Below are 18,909 nucleotides of genomic sequence, written 5' to 3'. Positions count from 1 at the left end.
TTAATGATATTGAGACTTCTGTGTTATTCTCGGCTTTGAAAAATCATTTACTACACGAAAATCCTCAAGGATGAAAAGGTTGACTCATATGTTCGTCGCAGGGCGGCAGAGGCATTGAGCGAGTTTGGGCAGGCGGCGGCGAGATACATCCCTGACATTGCCAACATCCTCAAGGATGAAAAGGTTGCCTCAGATGTTCGTCTCAGTGCGGCAGTAGCATTAACTAATATCAGAAAACTGGAGTTAAAGGAGGTTGTTATAATTCTAAATAATAGTTATCAGCCTGGTAATTCAGAATACTTAAATTGGCGTTTTCTAACCTATTTCCTGGGCGGTGGCACTGAGGAAGTGAAAACTCTATTGAAATGGCTCGGTTCTCCTCAAGTAACTCCTGACAAACTCTCACATGATGAAGGTGTCAAAACCCTCAACGTATTTCTGCAAACTTGGAATAATAGCCAAGGACTAGAACGCTTACGCAACGATTTAGCCAAGCAAATTTCCGAAGTTGCCGCTAACAAAAACGTTTTTTGGAAATGGCAAGATATTGGTTTACTGCAAAGCCATTACAGCAACCTTAAAAAAGTCAACCCCACTGATGCGAATGCGGTGCAGTCAGTAATTAATCATCTGAAATATTAGCAGTGGTTTTTCAAAACCAAAAACACCATCCTCATTCACATTGCCTTGTGGCTAGCCCTGATCTTTGCCTACCCCAAATTTCCCCAAGTCCAAGCCATCTTCTTCTGGAACCCGTGGGTACGCCGAATTTTCGGTGTCGGCTATGTCGGCTTTCTCCTCGCCTGGGTTCCGTTCCTGCGCCGCAAACTGTTTGAGCCGTTCCAGCCTTCTCTATTAGCCGATGCAGGCTTAGATAACTTTAATGACCAATCATACTTCCCAGAGTCCAGAGTCAAAATTCCCGCCTCCGAAGAAATCCTCCCAGTCACCGCAGCCTTACCCAGGTAATTTTAAAGAACAATATAGCGGTTTTCGTTTGGATGCAATAGATTTTGACCTCTCTCCAAACCTCTCTCCAAACCTCTCTCCTAAAAGGAGAAAGGCTTTGAATCTTACTCGCCAACGCTAGTAGAGAAGGGGGGTTAGGTATGTATTGCCAAAGAACGTTTCACTTATTTCCGCACAATAAACCAAACCGAACTAACCCACGTTCATAACCGCGACGCATTAACCCCAGCGATAACGCGCCTTGAATGGTAGTCCAACCGGCATTGAGTAAGCCCCAAAGTGCTTGGGGAGTAAACGCCGAATCAATGACTACATTCCAAAAGGGGGCGACGGCGGTTGACCAATCGGCGGTGCGAATATTGTTTAATGGAAGTTGACGGGCTATGCTTTCATACTCTGGTAAAGAAATTACATAAGGCAAACAATACACCCGATAAATATCCTGCAAATGCTTTTCCTCATCCGCCGTCAGTGGTAAATTATCAGTCGGTCGATGACACCAAGTCACCATAATTAACTTGCCACCAGGTTTCAACACCCGATAGCACTCTTGGAGAAACTTAGTTTTATCTGGCATGTGTTCGCCGCTTTCCAGCGACCAAACCAAGTCAAAAGAATTATCAGCAAAAGGCATTTCTTGAGCATTGGCGACTTGAAACTGAGTTTTCAGACTCAAATTCGCTTCCGTTGCGCGTTCCGTTGCTCTAGCAGCTTGCACAGGACTCAAAGTAATTCCTGTAGCTTTAGCATGAAACTTTTCTGCCAGGTATAAAGAACTGCCGCCAATGCCACAACCCACATCAAGGATATTTTCTGCTGCTTGTACCCCTGCCCAATTGAGCAGTTCTTCGATTAAATCAATTTGAGCTTGACGACGGTCTTTTTTCTGGCTGCCATCAGCACCGTAATAGCCGTGGTGCATGTGTTCGCCCCAAATCTGTTCCCACAGACCAGAGGAAGCATCGTAGAACTGCTGAATTTGCTGGTAAAGTGTTGCACTCATGAAAAAAGTAGTATCGAGACGAATTAGAATTCAAAAAAACATACAGGTAGGCTACCATGTATGTTTTTAATTAAATAAGGGTATTTTTACTTCCGGGGAAAGTAAACCAAGATTTATCCTCCCTAAAAAAATTGATTGGTTCTACCTTAATAAACTGTTCTTGCTCAAATTTATACCAATCATCCCCAAAAAACCCTACAGATGTAAGAGGTAGAAACCCAGATTTAATCAACTTTCTTAATTACGAATTACGAACTTGTACTGAGTGTAGCCGAAGTATTACGAATTACGAATTAATTATGACTGTCGCTCGCACAATTTGTTTGGGGTTTCTGGCTGTCATTGCTGTTGGTACTATCCTGTTGATGATGCCTTTTTCAACTAGCGATGGTACATGGAATAACCTGATTGTGGCACTATTTACCTCCACATCCGCAGTTTGTGTCACAGGTTTATCAGTAGTCGATCCTGGTACTTATTTTTCCTTTTGGGGTCAGTTATTTATTGCCCTCTTAGCTCAGATTGGCGGGTTGGGCTACATGACAACCACCACATTTCTTATTTTGCTCATTGGTCGTAAGTTTGATATGCGGCAAAAAATCGCCATTCAACAAGCTTTAGACCGACCAGGGATGAGTGGTAGCTCCCAAGTTATTCGTTCAATTATTGCCACAACTTTAATTTTTGAAATTACCGGAGTCTTCTTACTTCTACCAGCTTTTGTTCCAGAGTATGGGTGGAGTCAAGGACTGTGGTTGGCGATTTTTCATAGCATCAATGCTTGGAACAATGCTGGTTTTAGTTTGTTTAAAGATAACTTAATTAGCTATCAGTCATCCTTCTTAGTGGTCTTCACCATTACTATGTTGATTATCTTTGGGGGAATTGGCTATCAGGTAATTTTAGAAATGTATCTTTGGTTGCGCGATCGCATTTTCCAAAAATCTCTCAAAAAGCAATTGTTATCCCTCGATTTTAAAGTTGCAACCAGCACAAGTATTATATTATTAGCAATAGGAACAATAGCCTTTTTCTGTATAGAAATTAGAAATCCTGAAACATTTGGTTCTCTAAATTTCCGTGACCAAATATTAGTAGCTTGGTTTCAATCAGTTACTCCCAGAACTGCTGGTTTTAATACCATCGATATTAGCAAAATGACCACTGCTGGTCTATTTATTACAATTGCGCTGATGTTTATTGGTGCAAGTCCAGGTGGTACAGGGGGAGGCATGAAAACAACAACTTTGAGAGTTCTAACCAGTTGTACAAAAACGATTCTCCGGGGAAAAGAAGAAGTTTTGTTATACGATCGCAAGATAGCAATAACTTTAATTTTGAAAGCTGTAGGTGTGTTAGTAGGATCGGTAGCGACCGTGATTTTTGCCACGATTTTAATTAGCCTCACAGATCCAACATTAGATTTTATTCAAATTTTGTTTGAAGTAGTATCAGCCTTCGCTACCGTAGGGCTTTCTACAGGCATTACAGCAAGTGTCTCTACAGGAGCAAAGCTGATCTTAATTGTCACTATGTACGTTGGAAGAGTAGGTGTTTTACTACTGATGTCTGCTGTACTAGGAGATCCCCGCCCTACCAGAATTCACTATCCTGAAGAAAATTTACTTGTGGGATAGTTAGGGAGACAGAACAGGGAATATACGAGAAATAATAACCAATACTCAAACTGATAAAATATACATGGAAGGCAAAAATAAAATTATTAATTCAAGCGGCATAACCGTTTTTTGCCCTAAATACAGGGAGCCATCATAAGGATAAAAAGGGTGAATCTGTCATCATTAAGTTTTTTTCGTAGTTTACGTAAAGATAACCACCAATTTGCTGTAATTGGGTTAGGTCGTTTTGGTCGCTCTGTCTGTTCCACACTGCATAATTTTGGTTATCAAGTGCTGGCAACAGATATTGATGAAAAACGAGTTTCAGAAGCATTAACTGAGGGAATAGTTGGTCATGCTTTGCAACTAGACTCTACAGAACCAGCCGCACTTAAAGAAGCTGGAATTTTTGAATTTGATACTGTAATTGTCGCAATTGGCAACTACGTTCAAGAAAGTATCATAACCACCCTCAATGTGAAAGAGGCTGGTGTACCTCATGTAGTTGCTAAAGCTTCTAGTGAAGTTCATCGTAAACTGTTGCGGCGAGTAGGTGCAGATCATGTTGTTTTTCCTGAGTATGAAGCGGGTTGTGCCCTAGCGCGTACTCTTACCAAACCAGCAATTTTAGATCGGTTTGACCTCGACCCAGATAACAGTATTGTAGAGTTGATTGTGCCTGATGAATTTCACGGCAAAACCATCACCGAACTTCAACTTCGTAACCGCTACGGTTTAAATTTGCTAGCAGTAAGCCAGGATGGGAAATTTCAAATTAATCCTGACTCTACCAAGCGTTTGGAGCGTGGTTCAGCAATGGTTGTTATTGGTTGCAATAAAGATATTAATCGTTTGCCGATTTAAAAAATAGAGACGCAATTAATCGCGTCTCTACAGGAGTTATTCAATTTTAGATTTTAGATTTTCCTTCAATTCAAGTTGCGCTTACAGCGCACCACAGGTGCGATTCAAAATCTAAAATTGGCAGAGTTAAGAGTGATTTATTTATTCCTAACTCTGAGTTTTTTATTGTCCGACACTCGTTGACGTAGATTGTGATTCAACTGAGCCAGGGTTCGCAGGCATTTCTGATTGATTTATCGTCTGTGGTTCAGGTGTTTGTACTGTAGAATCTGAACTCTGAGAAGGAGTAGCTGTTTGACTGGTTTGAGGTTGCTGTTGCCCAGTTTTCTGAGCAATTTGCTGCATTAACTGCTCAATTTTTTGGGCTTGTTCAATGTTACCTTGCTCGCGATATTCGTTGTGAGCGCGTTTCAAAACTCCACTGGCTTTTTTGAACTCGCCCTGATTATATAAAGTTACTCCCAAGTTATAGTAAGCTGAGGCACTTTTTGGATTTAGACGAATCGCTTGTCGATAAACAGAAATAGCCTCAGGAGCTTGACCATGCATTGCTAGCAAATTTGCCATATTGCTGTAGGCTGCGGCATTTTTAGGATCTAGCTTCAAAGCTTGGCGATAACTGGCGATCGCAGGCTCGATTTGACCTTGTTGTTGCAAGGCGATCGCTAAGTTAAGATAAGCATTGGCATTGCTGCTATCTAGATTAATTACTTTTTGGTATGCAGCGATCGCATCCTCTAACTTTCCTTGTTCGTACAGCAACAAACCCAAATTATACATCGCTGCCACCCTTGTGGAATCTATCACCAAGCTCTGGCGATAAGCGGTAATTGCTGCATCTTTTTCTCCTTGTCGGTGCAACACTAACCCTAAGTTGTAATAAGCTTCGCTAGAATTGGGATTAAGTTTTATCGCCTCTGTAAATTCTTGTAAAGCTACATCCAGGCGATTTTGCTCCATAAATATATTACCCAGATAATTCCGTGCTGCCCCAAGGTTAGGATCTCGCTGCAACGCTTTCTGAAAGGCATATTCTGCACCTTGTAAGTCTTGGCGGTTATAGCGTGTAACTCCTTGCTGGAAAAAGCTAGCTGCTTCGAGATCCTGAGAAATTGCAGTTTCTGCCAGCAGCTTGCTAACTGGGAAATTAGTAATTGTCGGTGCAGTCAAGAGCAAAAATGCAGAACAGCCACCGAGTGTTACCTGACAAAATAAATTTAACCAATGAGAAAATAGGTATTTTTCAGACATTAATAGCAGACCTGTACTTATTTTTAACTCCTCATAAGTCAGAGTACCCACCACGAAAGAAAAAATTCCCAATTTTCAACTTTTAACTTCTAACTCTTGTACAGACAAGGGTTAATCGCGTCTCTTCCCACTCCCCGTTCCCACAGCTGACGGCAAAATTAACATGGCATCACCGAATGAATAAAAGCGATATCCAAAAGCGATCGCTTCGTTATATATATTCAATAATCGTTGTCTGCCAATTAGGGCACTTACCAACATCAACAAACTAGAACGCGGTAAGTGAAAATTCGTAATCAAACCATCTACTACCTGCCATTGGTAGCCGGGATAAATAAACAAGTCTGTTTTGCCGCAAAATGGTTGTAAATTACCAGATTGAGCCGCCCCTTCTAAAGCCCTTACTACCGTTGTTCCCACAGCAATAATCCGCCCGCCAGCTGCTTTAGTGGCGCGGATTTGTTCTACTGTCGCGGCGGGAACTTCAATCCATTCTTCATGCATCTGATGGGTAGTTACGTCCTCTACTTCCACAGGGCGAAATGTGCCTACACCAACGTGTAGCGTTACAAAAGCTCGATCGATTTTGCGATCGCCCAACTTTTGTAATAATTCTGGGGTAAAGTGTAATCCTGCCGTTGGAGCTGCGATCGCTCCTGGCTGTTTAGCATAAACTGTCTGATACTGCTCATCAGCTGCTTCTGAGGTAGTAATGTACGGTGGTAACGGTACTTCACCAAATACCTCTAACAGTTGCACCAAAGTCTTTCCCTCTGGTACATCAAATTGCAACAAACGCCCCCCGGTTGCTGCATCTGTTTCTAGAACCGTAGCCGTTAGCTGGGGGCTGGGGACTGGGGAAAAATTTTCCCCTCTGCCCCCCGCACCCTGCCCCTCTGCCTCTTTTAAATGCCCAATCCCCGGTTCCCTTGGTTCAAAGATAATCTTTGCTCCCCGTTTGAAGCTTTTTCCTGGCTTAACTAAAGCTAACCAACAGTTATGCTGCCGTTCTTCCAACAGCAACACCTGGATTTTCGCGCCAGTGGATTTATGACCATAAAGCCGCGCTGGAATTACTCTTGTATTGTTCATAACCAACAAATCACCAGAGCGCAGCAGTGCAGGTAAATCATGGAAAATGTGGTGTAGAGGTGCTGTTTCAATGCCTGTAGTCGGAGAATCAACTACCAGTAACCGCGAACTATCTCTAGGAACTGCTGGGTTTTGGGCAATGAGTTCTGGAGGTAGTTCGTAGTCATAGCCAGCTACCGAGCAATCTAATTCAAAATTTTTTTCTTGTGGGCTAGATGTATCTTTCAAATTGACTTGTACTAGTTTTTAGTTTATTTAGTATTTATACTCTCTTAAAAAGTCTGAGTTAAGTTTTCCCTTATATTGGAACTTTAAGGGATCTTGGCTCAGTTTTGCCGCTAGGCTATAAGATTGTTACTATTAAGTAACACGGAAAACTTAACATAAAAAATGGGTAAACCTCCCCATCAAAAAACGGGGGCTTTTACCCTACCGGGAACAGGCACTGATTGACGAATATAGATATGTAGGATTGGCTTTGATCCCAAGCACCAACAAACATGGAATACTTGTACTATCTGGCAAATGCCAGTTTAACCCTGAGGGTCGTTCAACACCTCCACGCTAGACCCCAGACACCAGTTTCGTTCGTCACCGTAATTCATCAAATTGATGGCTGGGTGGTTAGGATCAAACTCAAAGGTCAAGTCTCGCCCCAAGAAGATGGCGACTTTCGCGCTTTTCTAAATGAATTAGGAATTAGCTACGAACCGCCAATGAGGGTGCAAATGGCACTTTGGAGTTTGGAAGCTGGACAGTGCCCTGTGGATGTGATGCGTCGTTATCAGGTAGCGATCGTTTCTCATGGTAGCCCAGAAAGAGACGAAATTGAGGCGTTCCGGCAGCAGTTTGTCCGGGGCTTAGGTTACTGTCCAGAAACTTTAGCGTGAGACTATTTGGTTGTAACGCTACTACAAAATTATTGGTCATTGGTAATTAGGATATTTTATCCATTACCAATTAACCATTATTAATTGAAAAGTCAAAAGCTGCCAGAATGTATTCTTGCAGCTTAAACTTGTATCCGGGTACTGATGAAGTAGCTAGAGCTTCCTGATTTGCTGTAACCCCAGTCAGATTTTTTGATATCCTTTGACAGTAGACAATAGCAACATCAAATCGACAAGAATAATCTGCTTTTTCAGGATACTGGGCTAAGAATATTTCAGCTGTACGACAGATTTTTGCTTGCTTTTGTGGAGTGATTGCGCTTCTTCCCCCAGCATCCCAACTACCTGAACTGCGGGTTTTGACTTCAACAAAAATCAATATTGAGTGCTGAGTTTTGAGTTTTCCTGCTGCTCCTTTGCTCTCCTGCTCCCCTGCTTCCCCAGTACTTCCGTCATGTTGAGCAATAATATCAATTTCTCCCGAGCGGCAAGAAAAGCGACGATGCAGAATTATCCAACCTTTAGATTGCAACCATTGGGCTACTAGGTCTTCTCCTAGAGAGCCAATATCTGGATAATGGGATGGAGGAAGGTTAGCCATTGACTAAAAATATCATGAATTCTATGAATTCTAAGTTAAGCGATTACACTGAGGGTTCTATACTCGACTTATCCCAAACAAACTTGGGGTTGAAGCGTAAAACAAACCATCGAATTTGGGTAAGCATACTCAGCTTATTCCTGTGGGGAATAATTGGCATTACCGTAACCACGGGTTTTGCTCCCACAGTTTTGGCACTTGAATATAATAAAGAAATTTTGGTCGAGGCTGATTTTTCAGGACGTGATTTAACAGACTCCAGCTTTACTAAAGCTAATCTTCGCCAGAGCAACTTCAGTCACGCTAATTTGAACGGTGTCAGTTTCTTTGCAGCAAATTTGGAGTCTGCGAATTTGGAGGGTTCTGACTTGAGAAATACCACTTTAGACTCAGCTCGTTTAGTCAGAGCAAATTTGACAAATGCACTGTTGGAGGGAGCCTTTGCTGCTAACGCCAGATTTGATGGTGCAATCATTGACGGGGCAGATTTTACTGATGTGTTGCTGCGTTCCGATGAGCAAAAAAAATTGTGCAAACTTGCAAAGGGAACTAATCCCATTACAGGACGAGATACGCGTGACACGTTGTTTTGTCCTTAGCTGACAAGGATATGGGGCATTGGGCACGATTGTTCCCCTTGTCCCCTGACTCCCTGTTTATAAGATATTAAGCACCTACCAACCATCTGCACCAATCTTTTGACAAACAATTTGCATTCCTTTACCTGGTGAAGAATCGGCTACAAAAGGTATTTCTCCTTTCTCCTGATCTTCTTGAAGTAATTGTCCCTCCGATCCGTAAATGGCAATGCGATTCCGAAAAAGCCGTGATTCTTCGCACGAAGCATCGAACGTAGTCTCGAAGATGCCATCACCATACATTCCGTAAAGCTTGTATGTCGTGCCCTTAATAGTTTTTGTATCCAGAGCTACACTGTTTCCTAATTTATCATGCCCTACAGTGATATATCTTTGTGCATCTTGGGCGATGGCAACGCCAACACCTCCGGTGAACGCACTGCCATTACTCAATAAAATAGCGATCGCTCCTACCATACCGCCTATCTTAAAACACATACGCTTTAAAAATATAAGATTTCATATATTTTTATTCGCAATCAAAGTGGTTGTGGCAGGGTAAAAGCACTGAAATCAAGATATGTCAAGGTGTTATACTACTTCGTAATACCTTATGGGAAGCGTAAGGCACTATATAAATAGCTGCAATACTTTTCAAAGTATGAGTGAAACACTTGCTGATATTGCCATACCACCCCAGTTTCCCGATCACACTAAACTACCAGAGTCTGATGGTACTTTTGTGAAAAATTTTCAAGAGCATCCCCAAACCATCATTATCACAGACTCAATTGCTCAAATTTTGCAAAACTTACATCCAGATGGACAGTATTGCATTGGTCAAGATTGCGGTATTTACTGGCGAGAAACCGATCCACCAGAAAAAGGAGCAGCAGCACCAGACTGGTTTTATGTCCCTGGTGTACCACCAAGGTTAGATGGCAAAAACCGTCGCTCTTATGTTTTGTGGCGGGAATACATACCCCCATTGATTGCCATAGAACTAGCTAGTGGTAATGGCGATGAAGAACGAGATGTCACTCCTTTACCTCTAGCTGGTAGTCGGGAAGGCGCAAAACCCGGTAAATTTTGGGTATATGAGCGAGTAATCCGAATTCCCTACTATGCGATTTATGAAATTAGTAATGAGAAACTAGAGGTTTATCACCTGGTAGATTTTTCCTACCACAAAATGCAGCCTAATGAGCGAGGGCACTACCCAATTCCTCCTTTAGGTGTGGAACTAGGGTTATGGCAGGGAAATTACTTGAATAATCCTGAGCAATTTTGGTTGCGCTGGTGGGATTTAGAGGGAAATCTGTTACTGATTGGTAAAGAAGAAGCTGATTTGCAAAGGCAAAGGGCCGAGCAAGCAGAACAAAAAGCTGCACAATTAGCAGAACGGCTCAAGGCAATGGGTATCGATCCAGATGTAGAGTAATATTTATTAAGTTATGGCAAGCCGAAAAACTTAGTAATTATAGGCAAAAGCTTACTACAGACTTCAACTAGCTTTTGAGTGTTTGGCAAATCAGCGATGTCTAAGCTAATCGGCACTTAAGTTGCATAATAAGAAGATGAAGCCGTTTAAAAGCAACTATGCCACTGCCAGCCAAAAACTTTTTAACGACGGAACAAGTCACACTACTACAACAAGCTCTAAAAGAGAGCGCCCAACCGCATATCAGAGAAAGAATTCTCATTATTCTGCTCCAGAATGATGGTAAACCGCAACATGAAATTGCTAAATTTTTAGGTTGTTCGCCCAGAACAGTGGTTTTAGTTTACGTGTGATTCGTCGCAAGAATTGGGGTAAAAAAGGAAAACGTAAAAATGTTCCAGGGGAACGGCGCTGTGGTCGTGTTAATGTAATGGGAGCAATCAGAGAATTAGATAGAAAGCGAGTATGCTTTTTCGTTAAAAAAGGTAATGGAGATATTTTTTATGAGCAATTACAACAATTAAATGAATTAATTAAGCAAGAGTGGGTAAGTAAAGGAAATAATGCTGAATATTTTTCTAAGTATGGGCCGAAAATTATTTTAATTTTAGATAATGCTAGTTTTCATAAACGCAAAGATGTTCTAGCTAAAATAGCTGAAGATTTTCCGAATTTTATTTTAGAGTTCTTGCCTGCTTACAGCCCTGACTACAACATTATCGAATTAGTTTGGCATTCATGTAAAGAATATATTGCTCATCGCTTATTTAAATCAGTAGATGAATTAAAATCACTGCTAGATAAGCTGTTGAATCAAGGCGAGTTATTGATTAAGTGGCATCGGAAAATCAAACATAAAGGCAATCTTAGCTATGTTGCAGTTTAAATGCTTATTAGCTTAGTTCGGGGTGAAATTTCTGCACAAGAAGCTGCTACGGAAACATTGAAAGATACCGTAAAAGGCGGCACAGTTGGCGGTGTGACAGCGTTTCTAACCACAACAGTAGCAGCAACTTGTCCATTTAGTAGATTGATACAGTAGCAATGCTTTTGACGATCGCACTATAAAAGTACAAAATGCTTGAACAAAGACCGATCGCAACATTGAGCAACTAGCTAAAAAAGAGCGATCGCCCCGTGGTCGATTACTAATCAATCAGGGTATTCAATCCCCGTTTCTTAACTAAGTGCAACAGCTTAAGAGCAGTGCCACTGGGACGCTTCTGACCGATTTCCCATTTTTGAACCGTTGATAGACTTGTATTTAAAATCGCAGCAAATACTGCCTGACTGACATGAGATGATTCGCGTATTTGCTTAATTTGCTCAGGTTCTAGCGGTTCAATTGGAGACAAGCACAGACTGTCGAATTCACGCAATGTAGTTTGATCCATCAGTCCAGCCTTGTGCAGCCCCGTAGCCGTTTCGTGAACGGCTTCAAGAATCGCTGATTTCTTCTTCGGCATTGCAAATTACCTCCATCAATTCATCTTCCAGCTTTGCTTTTTCGAGATCCTCTAGCGTGTAAGAGAACAGCACTGATGCCAGCTTTTTTAATGCTTTTTCTTCTTTTTTGTTAATGTTACTGCGCTCGTTTTTCAGGAAGCCAAAAACAAAAAACCAGCAATCTCCCTTGTTGGTTGCAACCAATGTACGAAAGCCACCACGCTTACCTTGTCCAGAGCGGGCAATCCGCTTTTTGAACAGTCCGCCTCCTAGATCGGCTTCGTAAAGTCCTGCCGTCATTTCGTTGACAGCCGTGCAGAGGCTAAGGTCGTTTAAACCCTCTTTGCGTGCCCAACGGTCAAACCATCGGGTTTTGTAAATTATCATGCTATAGTCATTACCTTCACTTATTATATAGCACTGAGTGCTATGATTGGCAATACACTATAAAAGTCAAAAAGCTTGAACAAAGACCGATCGCAAAATTGAGTAGAAACTAGCTAATTGCACTCCACCAGATACAAAGGTAAAACTTTAGTTCTCCAATTTTATTTAACACTTTTAAACCACTCAGTAATTCCCTGAGCGATCGCTTTTGCCATTTTCTTCTGTTCCTCTGGGTTCACTACCTGCTCAAATTCATCGGGATTACTCATAAAACCCAATTCCAACAACACCGATGGTGCAGCTGTCGGACGTGTCAGCGCCAGGTTATCCCAAAACACACCATAAGAAGGTTTGCCGATTTTTTTAACTACATAGTTATGTAAAAACATTGCTAGGCTGTGGGCTTGGGGTTGATACCAAAAAGCGCCGAATCCTTTGGTTTTTTCGGCATCGCCATCATCGGGTAGAGAGTTGTGATGTATGGAAATAGCGATCGCAGGTTCTTCTCGACTGATAATTGCCTGACGTTCTACTAGCGAAACTTCGCGATCGTCCTCCCGCGTCATCACTACCGTTGCTCCTTCCTTAACTAACTCATCCCGTAGCAACTTGGATATCACCAAATTCACATCTTTTTCTAAATATCCAGTTGGGCCACTGGCACCAGTTTCTTTACCTCCATGCCCAGGATCTAGTACAATCTTGAAATTAGCTAAAGGCTTGCGTCTTGTATTCCCAATTTTCGGCGAATGACGCAAAGCCAAAACCAGGGTTGTACCGTCGTATCTCAGCTTATATCCCCACTGTTGAGCTTTTTTAAGGTTAAAGGTGTATTTTACTTGTTCTGGAGCCTCCTGTTGCCAATCTAGGCGAGAAATTAGGGGGTCATCATCCAGACGAATAATGTCCGTTTGGGCAGTGGTATTGTAGAGAGTGAGAGCGAAAGCTTGCTCACTTTGTTGCACGCTCACAGGTACGGGAACTTGTAAGGGGAAAACTATCTCTGTCGCACCAGAGAGTTGACGGTATCCGACACTGCGAATTATTGTCTGTGGCGGAATTGCACCAGGTAGAATGCGGGTTTCCTGACTATTAATCCAAGCACCATAGTCTAGGCGCAACCATTCACCTTCCCTACCTGTTACTGTTGCGCGTGTGCCTTTGGGCAGTGGTGTAAGTCGAGAATAATCGGTGCTTGGGCCGGTACGAGCAACGCCTGACTCTACTGTAACCTCAGAAACTGGCAACTCTGCTCTTGAGAGGATTTGAATTTTACCAGTCCCTGGTTGAGTTATCGTCTTGCCATTGAGCGTTAGTTGAAACTGAGGTTTCCCCAGATCGGCGGCTGTTGCCATTGTAGTGCAACCTTTATAATTGCCTACGCTAGACTGGGCATGAGGCTGATTTTGCCCTGTCAAAGCTGCCAAATTACTTGGTAGTTGTGCTTGTTGAGGTTGGGCTGAAAGGGCAACGGTTTGATTAGCCAGGGTTACAGAGACATTGGCGTTAGGGGGTGCGATCCCGCTAAAACAAATTAGTTCTCCTGGGAGTCTAGCAATGTCAACTGCGGGAGTCAGGGAATCTTTCGCAAAGGCTACCCCCTGTGGTAGTTCAGGGCTAGTGTTAAGCCGGATCACCTTAATCTTAAGTTCTTGATCCTGGCGACGCACAGTAAAAAGATTCTCCCCCAACTGCAAAGGGAAACTAGGGGAAAAATGACCAGCTTTGCTGCGGGTAATTGGCTTACCATTGATCGAAACCTCACCATCTGGTGGTGCAGTCCCCAGAAAAAAGATTTTTTGGGAACTTGTTTGGTAGTTTGTTTCAGGAAAAACAACTATAAGAGATGGCTCTGCCAAGGCTACGGAGGATGTGAGAATACAGCCTAATATTACTAATCCTAAAAGGTTTTTCACAGCAAATCACTGAAGATTACACCACAATAACTGTGGCACAATGACGGGATGTATTTTTAGAAGTTGTTAGAAATTCAAACTACTATGACTAAGTTTATCTTCGTAACTGGAGGCGTGGTTTCCAGTATTGGTAAGGGCATTGTAGCAGCAAGTCTAGGGCGTTTGCTCAAGTCGCGCGAATATTCGGTGTCGATTCTCAAACTCGACCCTTATATCAATATCGACCCTGGTACAATGAGTCCCTTTCAGCATGGGGAAGTATTTGTTACCCAGGATGGTGCGGAGACAGATTTGGACTTGGGGCATTACGAACGTTTCACCGATACCTCAATGTCGCGTTTGAACTGCGTTACTACTGGCTCGATTTACCAGGCAGTCATCAATAAAGAGCGGCGTGGAGACTACGATGGCGGTACTGTACAGGTAATTCCTCATATTACCAATGAAATTAAAGATCGGATTCTGCGAGTTGCTAAAAGTACAAATCCCTCTGTAGTAATTACAGAAATCGGGGGGACGGTGGGAGATATTGAATCACTGCCGTTTTTGGAAGCAATTCGCCAGTTCCGTAAAGAAGTGGGACGGCAGAATGTGCTGTATATGCACGTCACGCTGGTGCCGTGGATTGCCTCTGCGGGTGAAATGAAAACTAAGCCGACACAGCATTCAGTTAAAGAACTGAGATCCATTGGTATTCAACCAGATATTTTAGTTTGTCGAAGCGATCGCCCCTTACCCAAGGGATTAAAGCAAAAATTGTCGGGATTTTGCGATGTGCCGGAAGAATGCGTTATCACTTCCCAAGATGCCAAAAGTATCTATGAAGTACCGCTAAATCTAGAACGGGAAGGAATGGCAGAACAAGTGCTGAAATTGCTGCAAATGGAACAACGTAAACCAGATTTGACGCAGTGGCAAACTCTGGTACAACGGTTACATAGCCCCAAGCACGAGGTAGAAATTGCCATCGTCGGTAAATATGTACAGTTAAGTGATGCCTACCTATCTGTAGTGGAAGCGCTAAACCATGCGGCAATCTCCACTTATGGCAAACTGCGCCTGCGTTGGATAAATTCAGAAGAATTGGAAACTGAACCAGCCGAAAATTATCTTCAGGGTGTCGATGGCATAGTTGTACCCGGAGGTTTCGGAGTTCGGGGAGTCGATGGCAAAATTGCCGCGATAAAATACGCCCGCGATCGCCAAATTCCCTTTTTGGGTTTATGCCTGGGTATGCAATGTTCCGTGATTGAATGGGCCAGAAACGTAGGGGGATTAACTGGTGCTAACAGTGCTGAATTTGACCCTTATACAACCGATCCAGTAATTAATTTATTGCCAGGACAGCAGGAAGTAGTGGATTTAGGGGGTACAATGCGCTTAGGACTATATCCTTGTCGTGTTCTCCCTGATACTTTAGCTTTTAAGCTTTATCAAGAAGATGTGATTTATGAACGCCATCGACATCGATATGAGTTTAACAATGATTACCGCGATTTGTTGTTAAAGTCTGGCTATGCGATCAGTGGTACTTCTCCCGATGGACGTTTAGTTGAAATTGTGGAATTAACCAAACACCCATTCTTTCTTGCTTGCCAATTTCATCCAGAATTTCAATCACGCCCTAGTGCCCCTCATCCCTTATTTAAAGGATTCATTCAAACAGCGATCGCACTTTCTCTTTCGACATCTAGCACACCAACACCATTGGAGGTGTCATAACAATTCAAAATTCAAAACTTGTACTGAGCGCAGTCGAAGTATTCAAAATTAATTGCAACATTAACTTAAGACTTCAGTAGATTTGGACATACAGGGTGCATCATTCGTAAATTTCGGACTTGAGGAGATGTTGTGGCGTACTGGGTGAAAATCCTTTACGAGAGGAGAGAATATGTAGTGAACTTTGAACGTGTCCATGCTTTTTGTTATGAATTGAATGGCAGAGTTACTTTTTGGCTACCCGATAGTGCCATTCCCATAATAATTAACCCACAAAATAACCTGGAAGACTATCAAAAAATTTTCAATTATTTAGAATGTGTGACAGGATTAAAATTAGATCATGCCCACTGGGTAAAAATAATTTACGAAAAAAATGAATATGTAATTAATCTCAACTGTATCAGTTCCTTTTGTCATGAACCGAACGGTAGGATAACTTTTTGGTTGCCAGATGGCACTATTCCCATCATCATCAACCCTGTGAGTAATCCTGAATCTTATGAAAAAGTTGTGAAATACATTCACAAAGCAACTGGATATTCTTTGTCTTAATGTGAACGAGGAACTTATTCCTACTAAATTTTTAACTAAAGGCACAAGGGAAGATTCAATGAATACTATTGTGCTTAATCTAGAACCAATTGCTCATTTAACTGATGAGCAATTTTATCAATTGTGTATTGCTAATAGCAATTTAAGCTTGGAAATGAATGCAGCCGGAGAATTAATAATTGTGCCACCAGTAGGAGGAGAAAGCGGAAATCAAGAAGCTAGACTAATTACCGATTTAGAAATCTGGAATCGTCAAGCTAAATTAGGCAAAGTTTTTAGTTCTTCAACTATCTTTATACTTCCAAATGGCGCAAAACGTTCCCCTGATGCGTCTTGGATAAAGTTGGAACGGTGGGAAACTTTAACACTAGAACAACGAAAAAAACTTCCGCCACTTGTACCAGATTTTGCAATTGAACTGCGTTCCGAGACAGATCGGCTTGCACCTATCCAAGCGAAAATGAAGGAATACATAGAAAATGGTTTGCGTTTAGGTTGGCTAATTAATCCTCAAGATAACCAAGTGGAAATTTACCGACTTTTGAAAGCTGTAGAAGTTATTCAAATGCCAGCAATCATTTCTGGAGAAGATATATTACCTGGATTTAAGTTGCAAGTATAGGTAGGCGATAAGCCTCAGTCCCTAGTTCTCAGTGGGTAAAAGCACAATTAATTCTCCAAGGCGCTTCAAGATACTGAATACTTGGTGTAGTTCTAAATCACGTTCAATTGATAGCGCATCAGATCGGGCATAACAAGAATATTCTTGTTGAATCAATTTGATAAAAACAAATTCCCTCCCGTTAATTAATAAACCAAAAGTCGGTTGTGCAGAATTTGGACAATCAAGCATATAAGCGAGTGCTTGAGGTAGGGCTGTCATCACATCAAATTTACTGCTTTTAGATTCGATAACAAGTAGCCAAAAACGTTTTTGGATGACAAGAACATCAATGTTTCCTTTAACGATAAAGCTTTCGTCTTCAGCAGAAATCTCCACAGAAGTCTCGGTTTCAATCTCAAAAGGAGGTTGATAAAACCCAGCTAAATCGAGTAAAGGAGACAACACTACCATCTTTACCGCCTCTTCTGACATTAGACGGTGCTTATTCAAGTTTAAATAGTTGCTTTTGACTCGCGCCATCGCTTGCTTTTCACCATCTGCCAGAGTTGGTAAATTTTCTGTCCATTCTGGAAAGAAGTTAATATCTGTGGCAAGTTGCAAACCAAATTTTTCTTCTAATTCGTAAAGACTTATATCTCTGGCTGGATTGTTTGAACCATAATCTAACATTCCGAATAGCGTTGCCATGCCAACTTTGCTGCACCTACCATCCCTGCAAAATTGCCTAACTCTGCTGGCAATATTTGTAACCCCACACGTGATAAAGGCTGAACTCGCTTCTCAATTTCTGCCTTCACACCTGGTAAGAAAAACTCAAAGCTGCCACTAATACCGCCACCAATCACGATCGCTTGCGGTGTGAGTACATAAATCAAACTCGTCAAACCAATTCCCAAAGTGTTACCATATTCTTGCCAAAAAGTCAAGGCTACGGCATCTCCTTGTTGGGCAAGAAAACCCAATTCGATGGGTTCCTTGAGAGTGCGACGGCGAATTGCAGTCGCACAGGCATATTGTTCCAAAGAGCCTTGATTGCCACTATTACAAATTGGCCCATCGGGATTTAATGAAATTAAACCCAATTCCCCGGCGGCTCCTTGATGTCCAACAAATAGTTTGCCATCAAGGATAATTGCGCCACCAACCCCAGTACCTAAAGTTAGCAGAATCAGATTTTGAAAGTGGCGACCGGCTCCCAGCCAAGCTTCTCCCAAAAGAGCGCAATTAGCATCATTAGCGATCGCAGTAGGTTTGCCAGTTTTAGCTTCTAACCAGTCTGCTAAAGGTACATCGATCCATCCAGGTAAGTTAATGGCGATTTTGGCAATACGTCCTCTTGCATCAGCAGGGCCAGGAGTACCAACACCAATCGCAACAGCTTGATTATCAGGATCAATTTGAGCGATCGCATCTACGATCACCGCCAGCACCGCCTCCGGCGTTGTCGGTTGGGGAGATGCCACAGTCAAAGATAACAGACAAGTACCATCAGCTGCAAAACGCCCCAACTTAATCGCTGTTCCCCCGACATCAATGCCAATTACTTGAATTTTGTCATTTGTCATTTGTCACTTGTACTGAGCGTAGTCGAAGTATTAGTCATTTGTCATTTGTCATTGGGCATTGTTAATTGGTGAACAGTTATTACCTATTCCCTATTATCAAGTTCAAAATCAGCAATTTGTCAGGCTTTTAGGCAAATGTGTACTTAGGGTTTTAGGATTTGCTACGAAAATATTCTAAATTTTCTGTTCTATTGGGTGCGAGTCGTAAATTAGCAACAGTCATATTACGAACACTCGATTGCTCTTGCCAAGCTGTAATTGGCGCACCTCTTAAGATACCAGCAAGAGCAACAGAAAGGATAAACCCGCCAGTAGCGGCAGCAATTAACGTTAGATTATCTTTCATACAAATCTCTCTATTGTTTATTTGTCATTTGTCATTTGT

21 protein-coding genes and 1 pseudogene are annotated in these 18,909 nt (G+C 42.1%); 11 read left to right on the top strand and 11 right to left on the bottom strand.

Annotation, left to right across the window (positions count from 1 at the left end):
• Window positions 1–42: 42 nt before the first annotated feature.
• Window positions 43–642 (top strand): HEAT repeat domain-containing protein, encoded by a 600-nt coding sequence (locus RMX98_RS30730; protein WP_409882026.1) that lies wholly within the window; start codon window positions 43–45, stop codon window positions 640–642.
• Window positions 643–1,129: 487 nt separating this feature from the next.
• On the opposite strand, the gene RMX98_RS30725 is transcribed toward RMX98_RS30730, so the two are convergent.
• Window positions 1,130–1,972, bottom strand: coding sequence for a methyltransferase domain-containing protein (locus tag RMX98_RS30725; RefSeq protein ID WP_322680164.1), 843 nt, complete (start codon window positions 1,970–1,972; stop codon window positions 1,130–1,132).
• 299 nt (window positions 1,973–2,271) lie between these two features.
• Between RMX98_RS30725 and RMX98_RS30720 the strand changes: the two genes are divergently transcribed.
• Both RMX98_RS30720 and RMX98_RS30715 read left to right on the top strand, forming a co-directional pair.
• A complete protein-coding gene (locus RMX98_RS30720; RefSeq protein WP_322680165.1) occupies window positions 2,272–3,609 on the top strand; it encodes a TrkH family potassium uptake protein in 1,338 nt (445 codons plus the stop codon).
• Between the two features lie 150 nt (window positions 3,610–3,759).
• A complete protein-coding gene (locus RMX98_RS30715; protein WP_322680166.1) occupies window positions 3,760–4,455 on the top strand; it encodes a TrkA family potassium uptake protein in 696 nt (231 codons plus the stop codon).
• Window positions 4,456–4,617: 162 nt separating this feature from the next.
• On the opposite strand, the gene RMX98_RS30710 is transcribed toward RMX98_RS30715, so the two are convergent.
• Window positions 4,618–5,706 (bottom strand): tetratricopeptide repeat protein, encoded by a 1,089-nt coding sequence (locus RMX98_RS30710; protein WP_322680167.1) that lies wholly within the window; start codon window positions 5,704–5,706, stop codon window positions 4,618–4,620.
• 111 nt (window positions 5,707–5,817) lie between these two features.
• The gene (gene queA / locus RMX98_RS30705; RefSeq protein ID WP_322680168.1) at window positions 5,818–7,026 is read right to left on the bottom strand and encodes a tRNA preQ1(34) S-adenosylmethionine ribosyltransferase-isomerase QueA; all 1,209 of its coding nucleotides are present in this window, start codon (window positions 7,024–7,026) and stop codon (window positions 5,818–5,820) included.
• 272 nt (window positions 7,027–7,298) lie between these two features.
• Between queA and RMX98_RS30700 the strand changes: the two genes are divergently transcribed.
• Window positions 7,299–7,688, top strand: coding sequence for a hypothetical protein (locus RMX98_RS30700; protein WP_012412259.1), 390 nt, complete (start codon window positions 7,299–7,301; stop codon window positions 7,686–7,688).
• Window positions 7,689–7,758: 70 nt separating this feature from the next.
• On the opposite strand, the gene RMX98_RS30695 is transcribed toward RMX98_RS30700, so the two are convergent.
• Window positions 7,759–8,289 (bottom strand): YraN family protein, encoded by a 531-nt coding sequence (locus tag RMX98_RS30695; RefSeq protein WP_322680169.1) that lies wholly within the window; start codon window positions 8,287–8,289, stop codon window positions 7,759–7,761.
• A gap of 23 nt (window positions 8,290–8,312) precedes the next feature.
• Here RMX98_RS30695 and RMX98_RS30690 point away from each other — a divergent pair, with 23 nt between their 5' ends.
• A complete protein-coding gene (locus RMX98_RS30690) occupies window positions 8,313–8,888 on the top strand; it encodes a pentapeptide repeat-containing protein (RefSeq protein ID WP_322680170.1) in 576 nt (191 codons plus the stop codon).
• Window positions 8,889–8,963: 75 nt separating this feature from the next.
• Here the strand turns inward: RMX98_RS30690 and RMX98_RS30685 are convergent, their stop codons facing one another.
• A complete protein-coding gene (locus RMX98_RS30685) occupies window positions 8,964–9,365 on the bottom strand; it encodes a hypothetical protein (RefSeq protein WP_322680171.1) in 402 nt (133 codons plus the stop codon).
• Window positions 9,366–9,528: 163 nt separating this feature from the next.
• Between RMX98_RS30685 and RMX98_RS30680 the strand changes: the two genes are divergently transcribed.
• The 3 genes and pseudogenes from RMX98_RS30680 to RMX98_RS30670 all read left to right on the top strand — a co-directional run bounded on the left by RMX98_RS30680 (window position 9,529) and on the right by RMX98_RS30670 (window position 11,350).
• Window positions 9,529–10,308, top strand: a complete 780-nt coding sequence (locus RMX98_RS30680; RefSeq protein WP_322680172.1) for a Uma2 family endonuclease — start codon at window positions 9,529–9,531, stop codon at window positions 10,306–10,308.
• A 158-nt stretch (window positions 10,309–10,466) separates the two neighbouring features.
• Window positions 10,467–11,194, top strand: a pseudogene (locus RMX98_RS30675) (IS630 family transposase).
• Window positions 11,195–11,350 (top strand): hypothetical protein, encoded by a 156-nt coding sequence (locus RMX98_RS30670; protein ID WP_322680173.1) that lies wholly within the window; start codon window positions 11,195–11,197, stop codon window positions 11,348–11,350.
• Window positions 11,351–11,456: 106 nt separating this feature from the next.
• Here RMX98_RS30670 and RMX98_RS30665 read toward each other — a convergent pair whose 3' ends face one another.
• From RMX98_RS30665 to RMX98_RS30655, 3 genes are all read right to left on the bottom strand, one after another.
• Window positions 11,457–11,774, bottom strand: a complete 318-nt coding sequence (locus RMX98_RS30665) for a DNA-binding transcriptional regulator (protein WP_322680174.1) — start codon at window positions 11,772–11,774, stop codon at window positions 11,457–11,459.
• Window positions 11,746–12,141, bottom strand: coding sequence for a type II toxin-antitoxin system RelE/ParE family toxin (locus RMX98_RS30660; RefSeq protein ID WP_322680175.1), 396 nt, complete (start codon window positions 12,139–12,141; stop codon window positions 11,746–11,748). Before RMX98_RS30660 ends, RMX98_RS30665 begins: the two co-directional genes overlap by 29 nt.
• A gap of 161 nt (window positions 12,142–12,302) precedes the next feature.
• Window positions 12,303–14,057: an N-acetylmuramoyl-L-alanine amidase gene (locus tag RMX98_RS30655; RefSeq protein ID WP_322680176.1), complete on the bottom strand. Its 1,755-nt coding sequence runs from the start codon at window positions 14,055–14,057 to the stop codon at window positions 12,303–12,305.
• 84 nt (window positions 14,058–14,141) lie between these two features.
• Here RMX98_RS30655 and RMX98_RS30650 point away from each other — a divergent pair, with 84 nt between their 5' ends.
• From RMX98_RS30650 to RMX98_RS30640, 3 genes are all read left to right on the top strand, one after another.
• Window positions 14,142–15,779, top strand: coding sequence for a CTP synthase (locus RMX98_RS30650; protein ID WP_322680177.1), 1,638 nt, complete (start codon window positions 14,142–14,144; stop codon window positions 15,777–15,779).
• Window positions 15,780–15,911: 132 nt separating this feature from the next.
• Window positions 15,912–16,334 (top strand): hypothetical protein, encoded by a 423-nt coding sequence (locus RMX98_RS30645; RefSeq protein WP_322680178.1) that lies wholly within the window; start codon window positions 15,912–15,914, stop codon window positions 16,332–16,334.
• 58 nt (window positions 16,335–16,392) lie between these two features.
• The gene (locus tag RMX98_RS30640; protein ID WP_322680179.1) at window positions 16,393–16,956 is read left to right on the top strand and encodes a Uma2 family endonuclease; all 564 of its coding nucleotides are present in this window, start codon (window positions 16,393–16,395) and stop codon (window positions 16,954–16,956) included.
• Window positions 16,957–16,977: 21 nt separating this feature from the next.
• Here the strand turns inward: RMX98_RS30640 and RMX98_RS30635 are convergent, their stop codons facing one another.
• From RMX98_RS30635 to RMX98_RS30625, 3 genes are all read right to left on the bottom strand, one after another.
• Window positions 16,978–17,646: a type I restriction endonuclease subunit R gene (locus RMX98_RS30635; RefSeq protein WP_322680180.1), complete on the bottom strand. Its 669-nt coding sequence runs from the start codon at window positions 17,644–17,646 to the stop codon at window positions 16,978–16,980.
• Entirely contained in the window at window positions 17,622–18,524 is a 903-nt protein-coding gene (locus RMX98_RS30630) for an ROK family protein (protein ID WP_322680181.1), read from the bottom strand. Before RMX98_RS30630 ends, RMX98_RS30635 begins: the two co-directional genes overlap by 25 nt.
• Before the next feature lie 151 nt (window positions 18,525–18,675).
• A complete protein-coding gene (locus RMX98_RS30625) occupies window positions 18,676–18,870 on the bottom strand; it encodes a hypothetical protein (RefSeq protein ID WP_322680182.1) in 195 nt (64 codons plus the stop codon).
• Window positions 18,871–18,909 lie beyond the last annotated feature (39 nt).

The sequence above is a fragment of the Nostoc sp. DedQUE02 genome, from assembly GCF_034531035.1.
Lineage (GTDB): Bacteria > Cyanobacteriota > Cyanobacteriia > Cyanobacteriales > Nostocaceae > Nostoc.
The sequence above is the reverse complement of the archived record's forward strand: the minus strand, read 5'-3'. Positions and strand labels throughout refer to the sequence as shown.

What these genes read in the sequence shown, in the direction of transcription:
- RMX98_RS30640 (WP_322680179.1), top strand. Translation starts at nt 16,393, where the DNA reads ATGAATACTATTGTGCTTAATCTAGAACCAATTGCTCATTTAACTGAT.
- RMX98_RS30725 (WP_322680164.1), bottom strand. Translation starts at nt 1,972, where the DNA reads ATGAGTGCAACACTTTACCAGCAAATTCAGCAGTTCTACGATGCTTCC.
- RMX98_RS30665 (WP_322680174.1), bottom strand. Translation starts at nt 11,774, where the DNA reads ATGCCGAAGAAGAAATCAGCGATTCTTGAAGCCGTTCACGAAACGGCT.
- RMX98_RS30650 (WP_322680177.1), top strand. Translation starts at nt 14,142, where the DNA reads ATGACTAAGTTTATCTTCGTAACTGGAGGCGTGGTTTCCAGTATTGGT.
- RMX98_RS30685 (WP_322680171.1), bottom strand. Translation starts at nt 9,365, where the DNA reads ATGTGTTTTAAGATAGGCGGTATGGTAGGAGCGATCGCTATTTTATTG.
- RMX98_RS30710 (WP_322680167.1), bottom strand. Translation starts at nt 5,706, where the DNA reads ATGTCTGAAAAATACCTATTTTCTCATTGGTTAAATTTATTTTGTCAG.
- RMX98_RS30695 (WP_322680169.1), bottom strand. Translation starts at nt 8,289, where the DNA reads ATGGCTAACCTTCCTCCATCCCATTATCCAGATATTGGCTCTCTAGGA.
- RMX98_RS30635 (WP_322680180.1), bottom strand. Translation starts at nt 17,646, where the DNA reads ATGGCAACGCTATTCGGAATGTTAGATTATGGTTCAAACAATCCAGCC.
- RMX98_RS30720 (WP_322680165.1), top strand. Translation starts at nt 2,272, where the DNA reads ATGACTGTCGCTCGCACAATTTGTTTGGGGTTTCTGGCTGTCATTGCT.
- RMX98_RS30700 (WP_012412259.1), top strand. Translation starts at nt 7,299, where the DNA reads ATGGAATACTTGTACTATCTGGCAAATGCCAGTTTAACCCTGAGGGTC.
- RMX98_RS30625 (WP_322680182.1), bottom strand. Translation starts at nt 18,870, where the DNA reads ATGAAAGATAATCTAACGTTAATTGCTGCCGCTACTGGCGGGTTTATC.
- RMX98_RS30670 (WP_322680173.1), top strand. Translation starts at nt 11,195, where the DNA reads ATGCTTATTAGCTTAGTTCGGGGTGAAATTTCTGCACAAGAAGCTGCT.
- RMX98_RS30680 (WP_322680172.1), top strand. Translation starts at nt 9,529, where the DNA reads ATGAGTGAAACACTTGCTGATATTGCCATACCACCCCAGTTTCCCGAT.
- RMX98_RS30690 (WP_322680170.1), top strand. Translation starts at nt 8,313, where the DNA reads ATGAATTCTAAGTTAAGCGATTACACTGAGGGTTCTATACTCGACTTA.
- RMX98_RS30660 (WP_322680175.1), bottom strand. Translation starts at nt 12,141, where the DNA reads ATGATAATTTACAAAACCCGATGGTTTGACCGTTGGGCACGCAAAGAG.
- RMX98_RS30630 (WP_322680181.1), bottom strand. Translation starts at nt 18,524, where the DNA reads ATGACAAATGACAAAATTCAAGTAATTGGCATTGATGTCGGGGGAACA.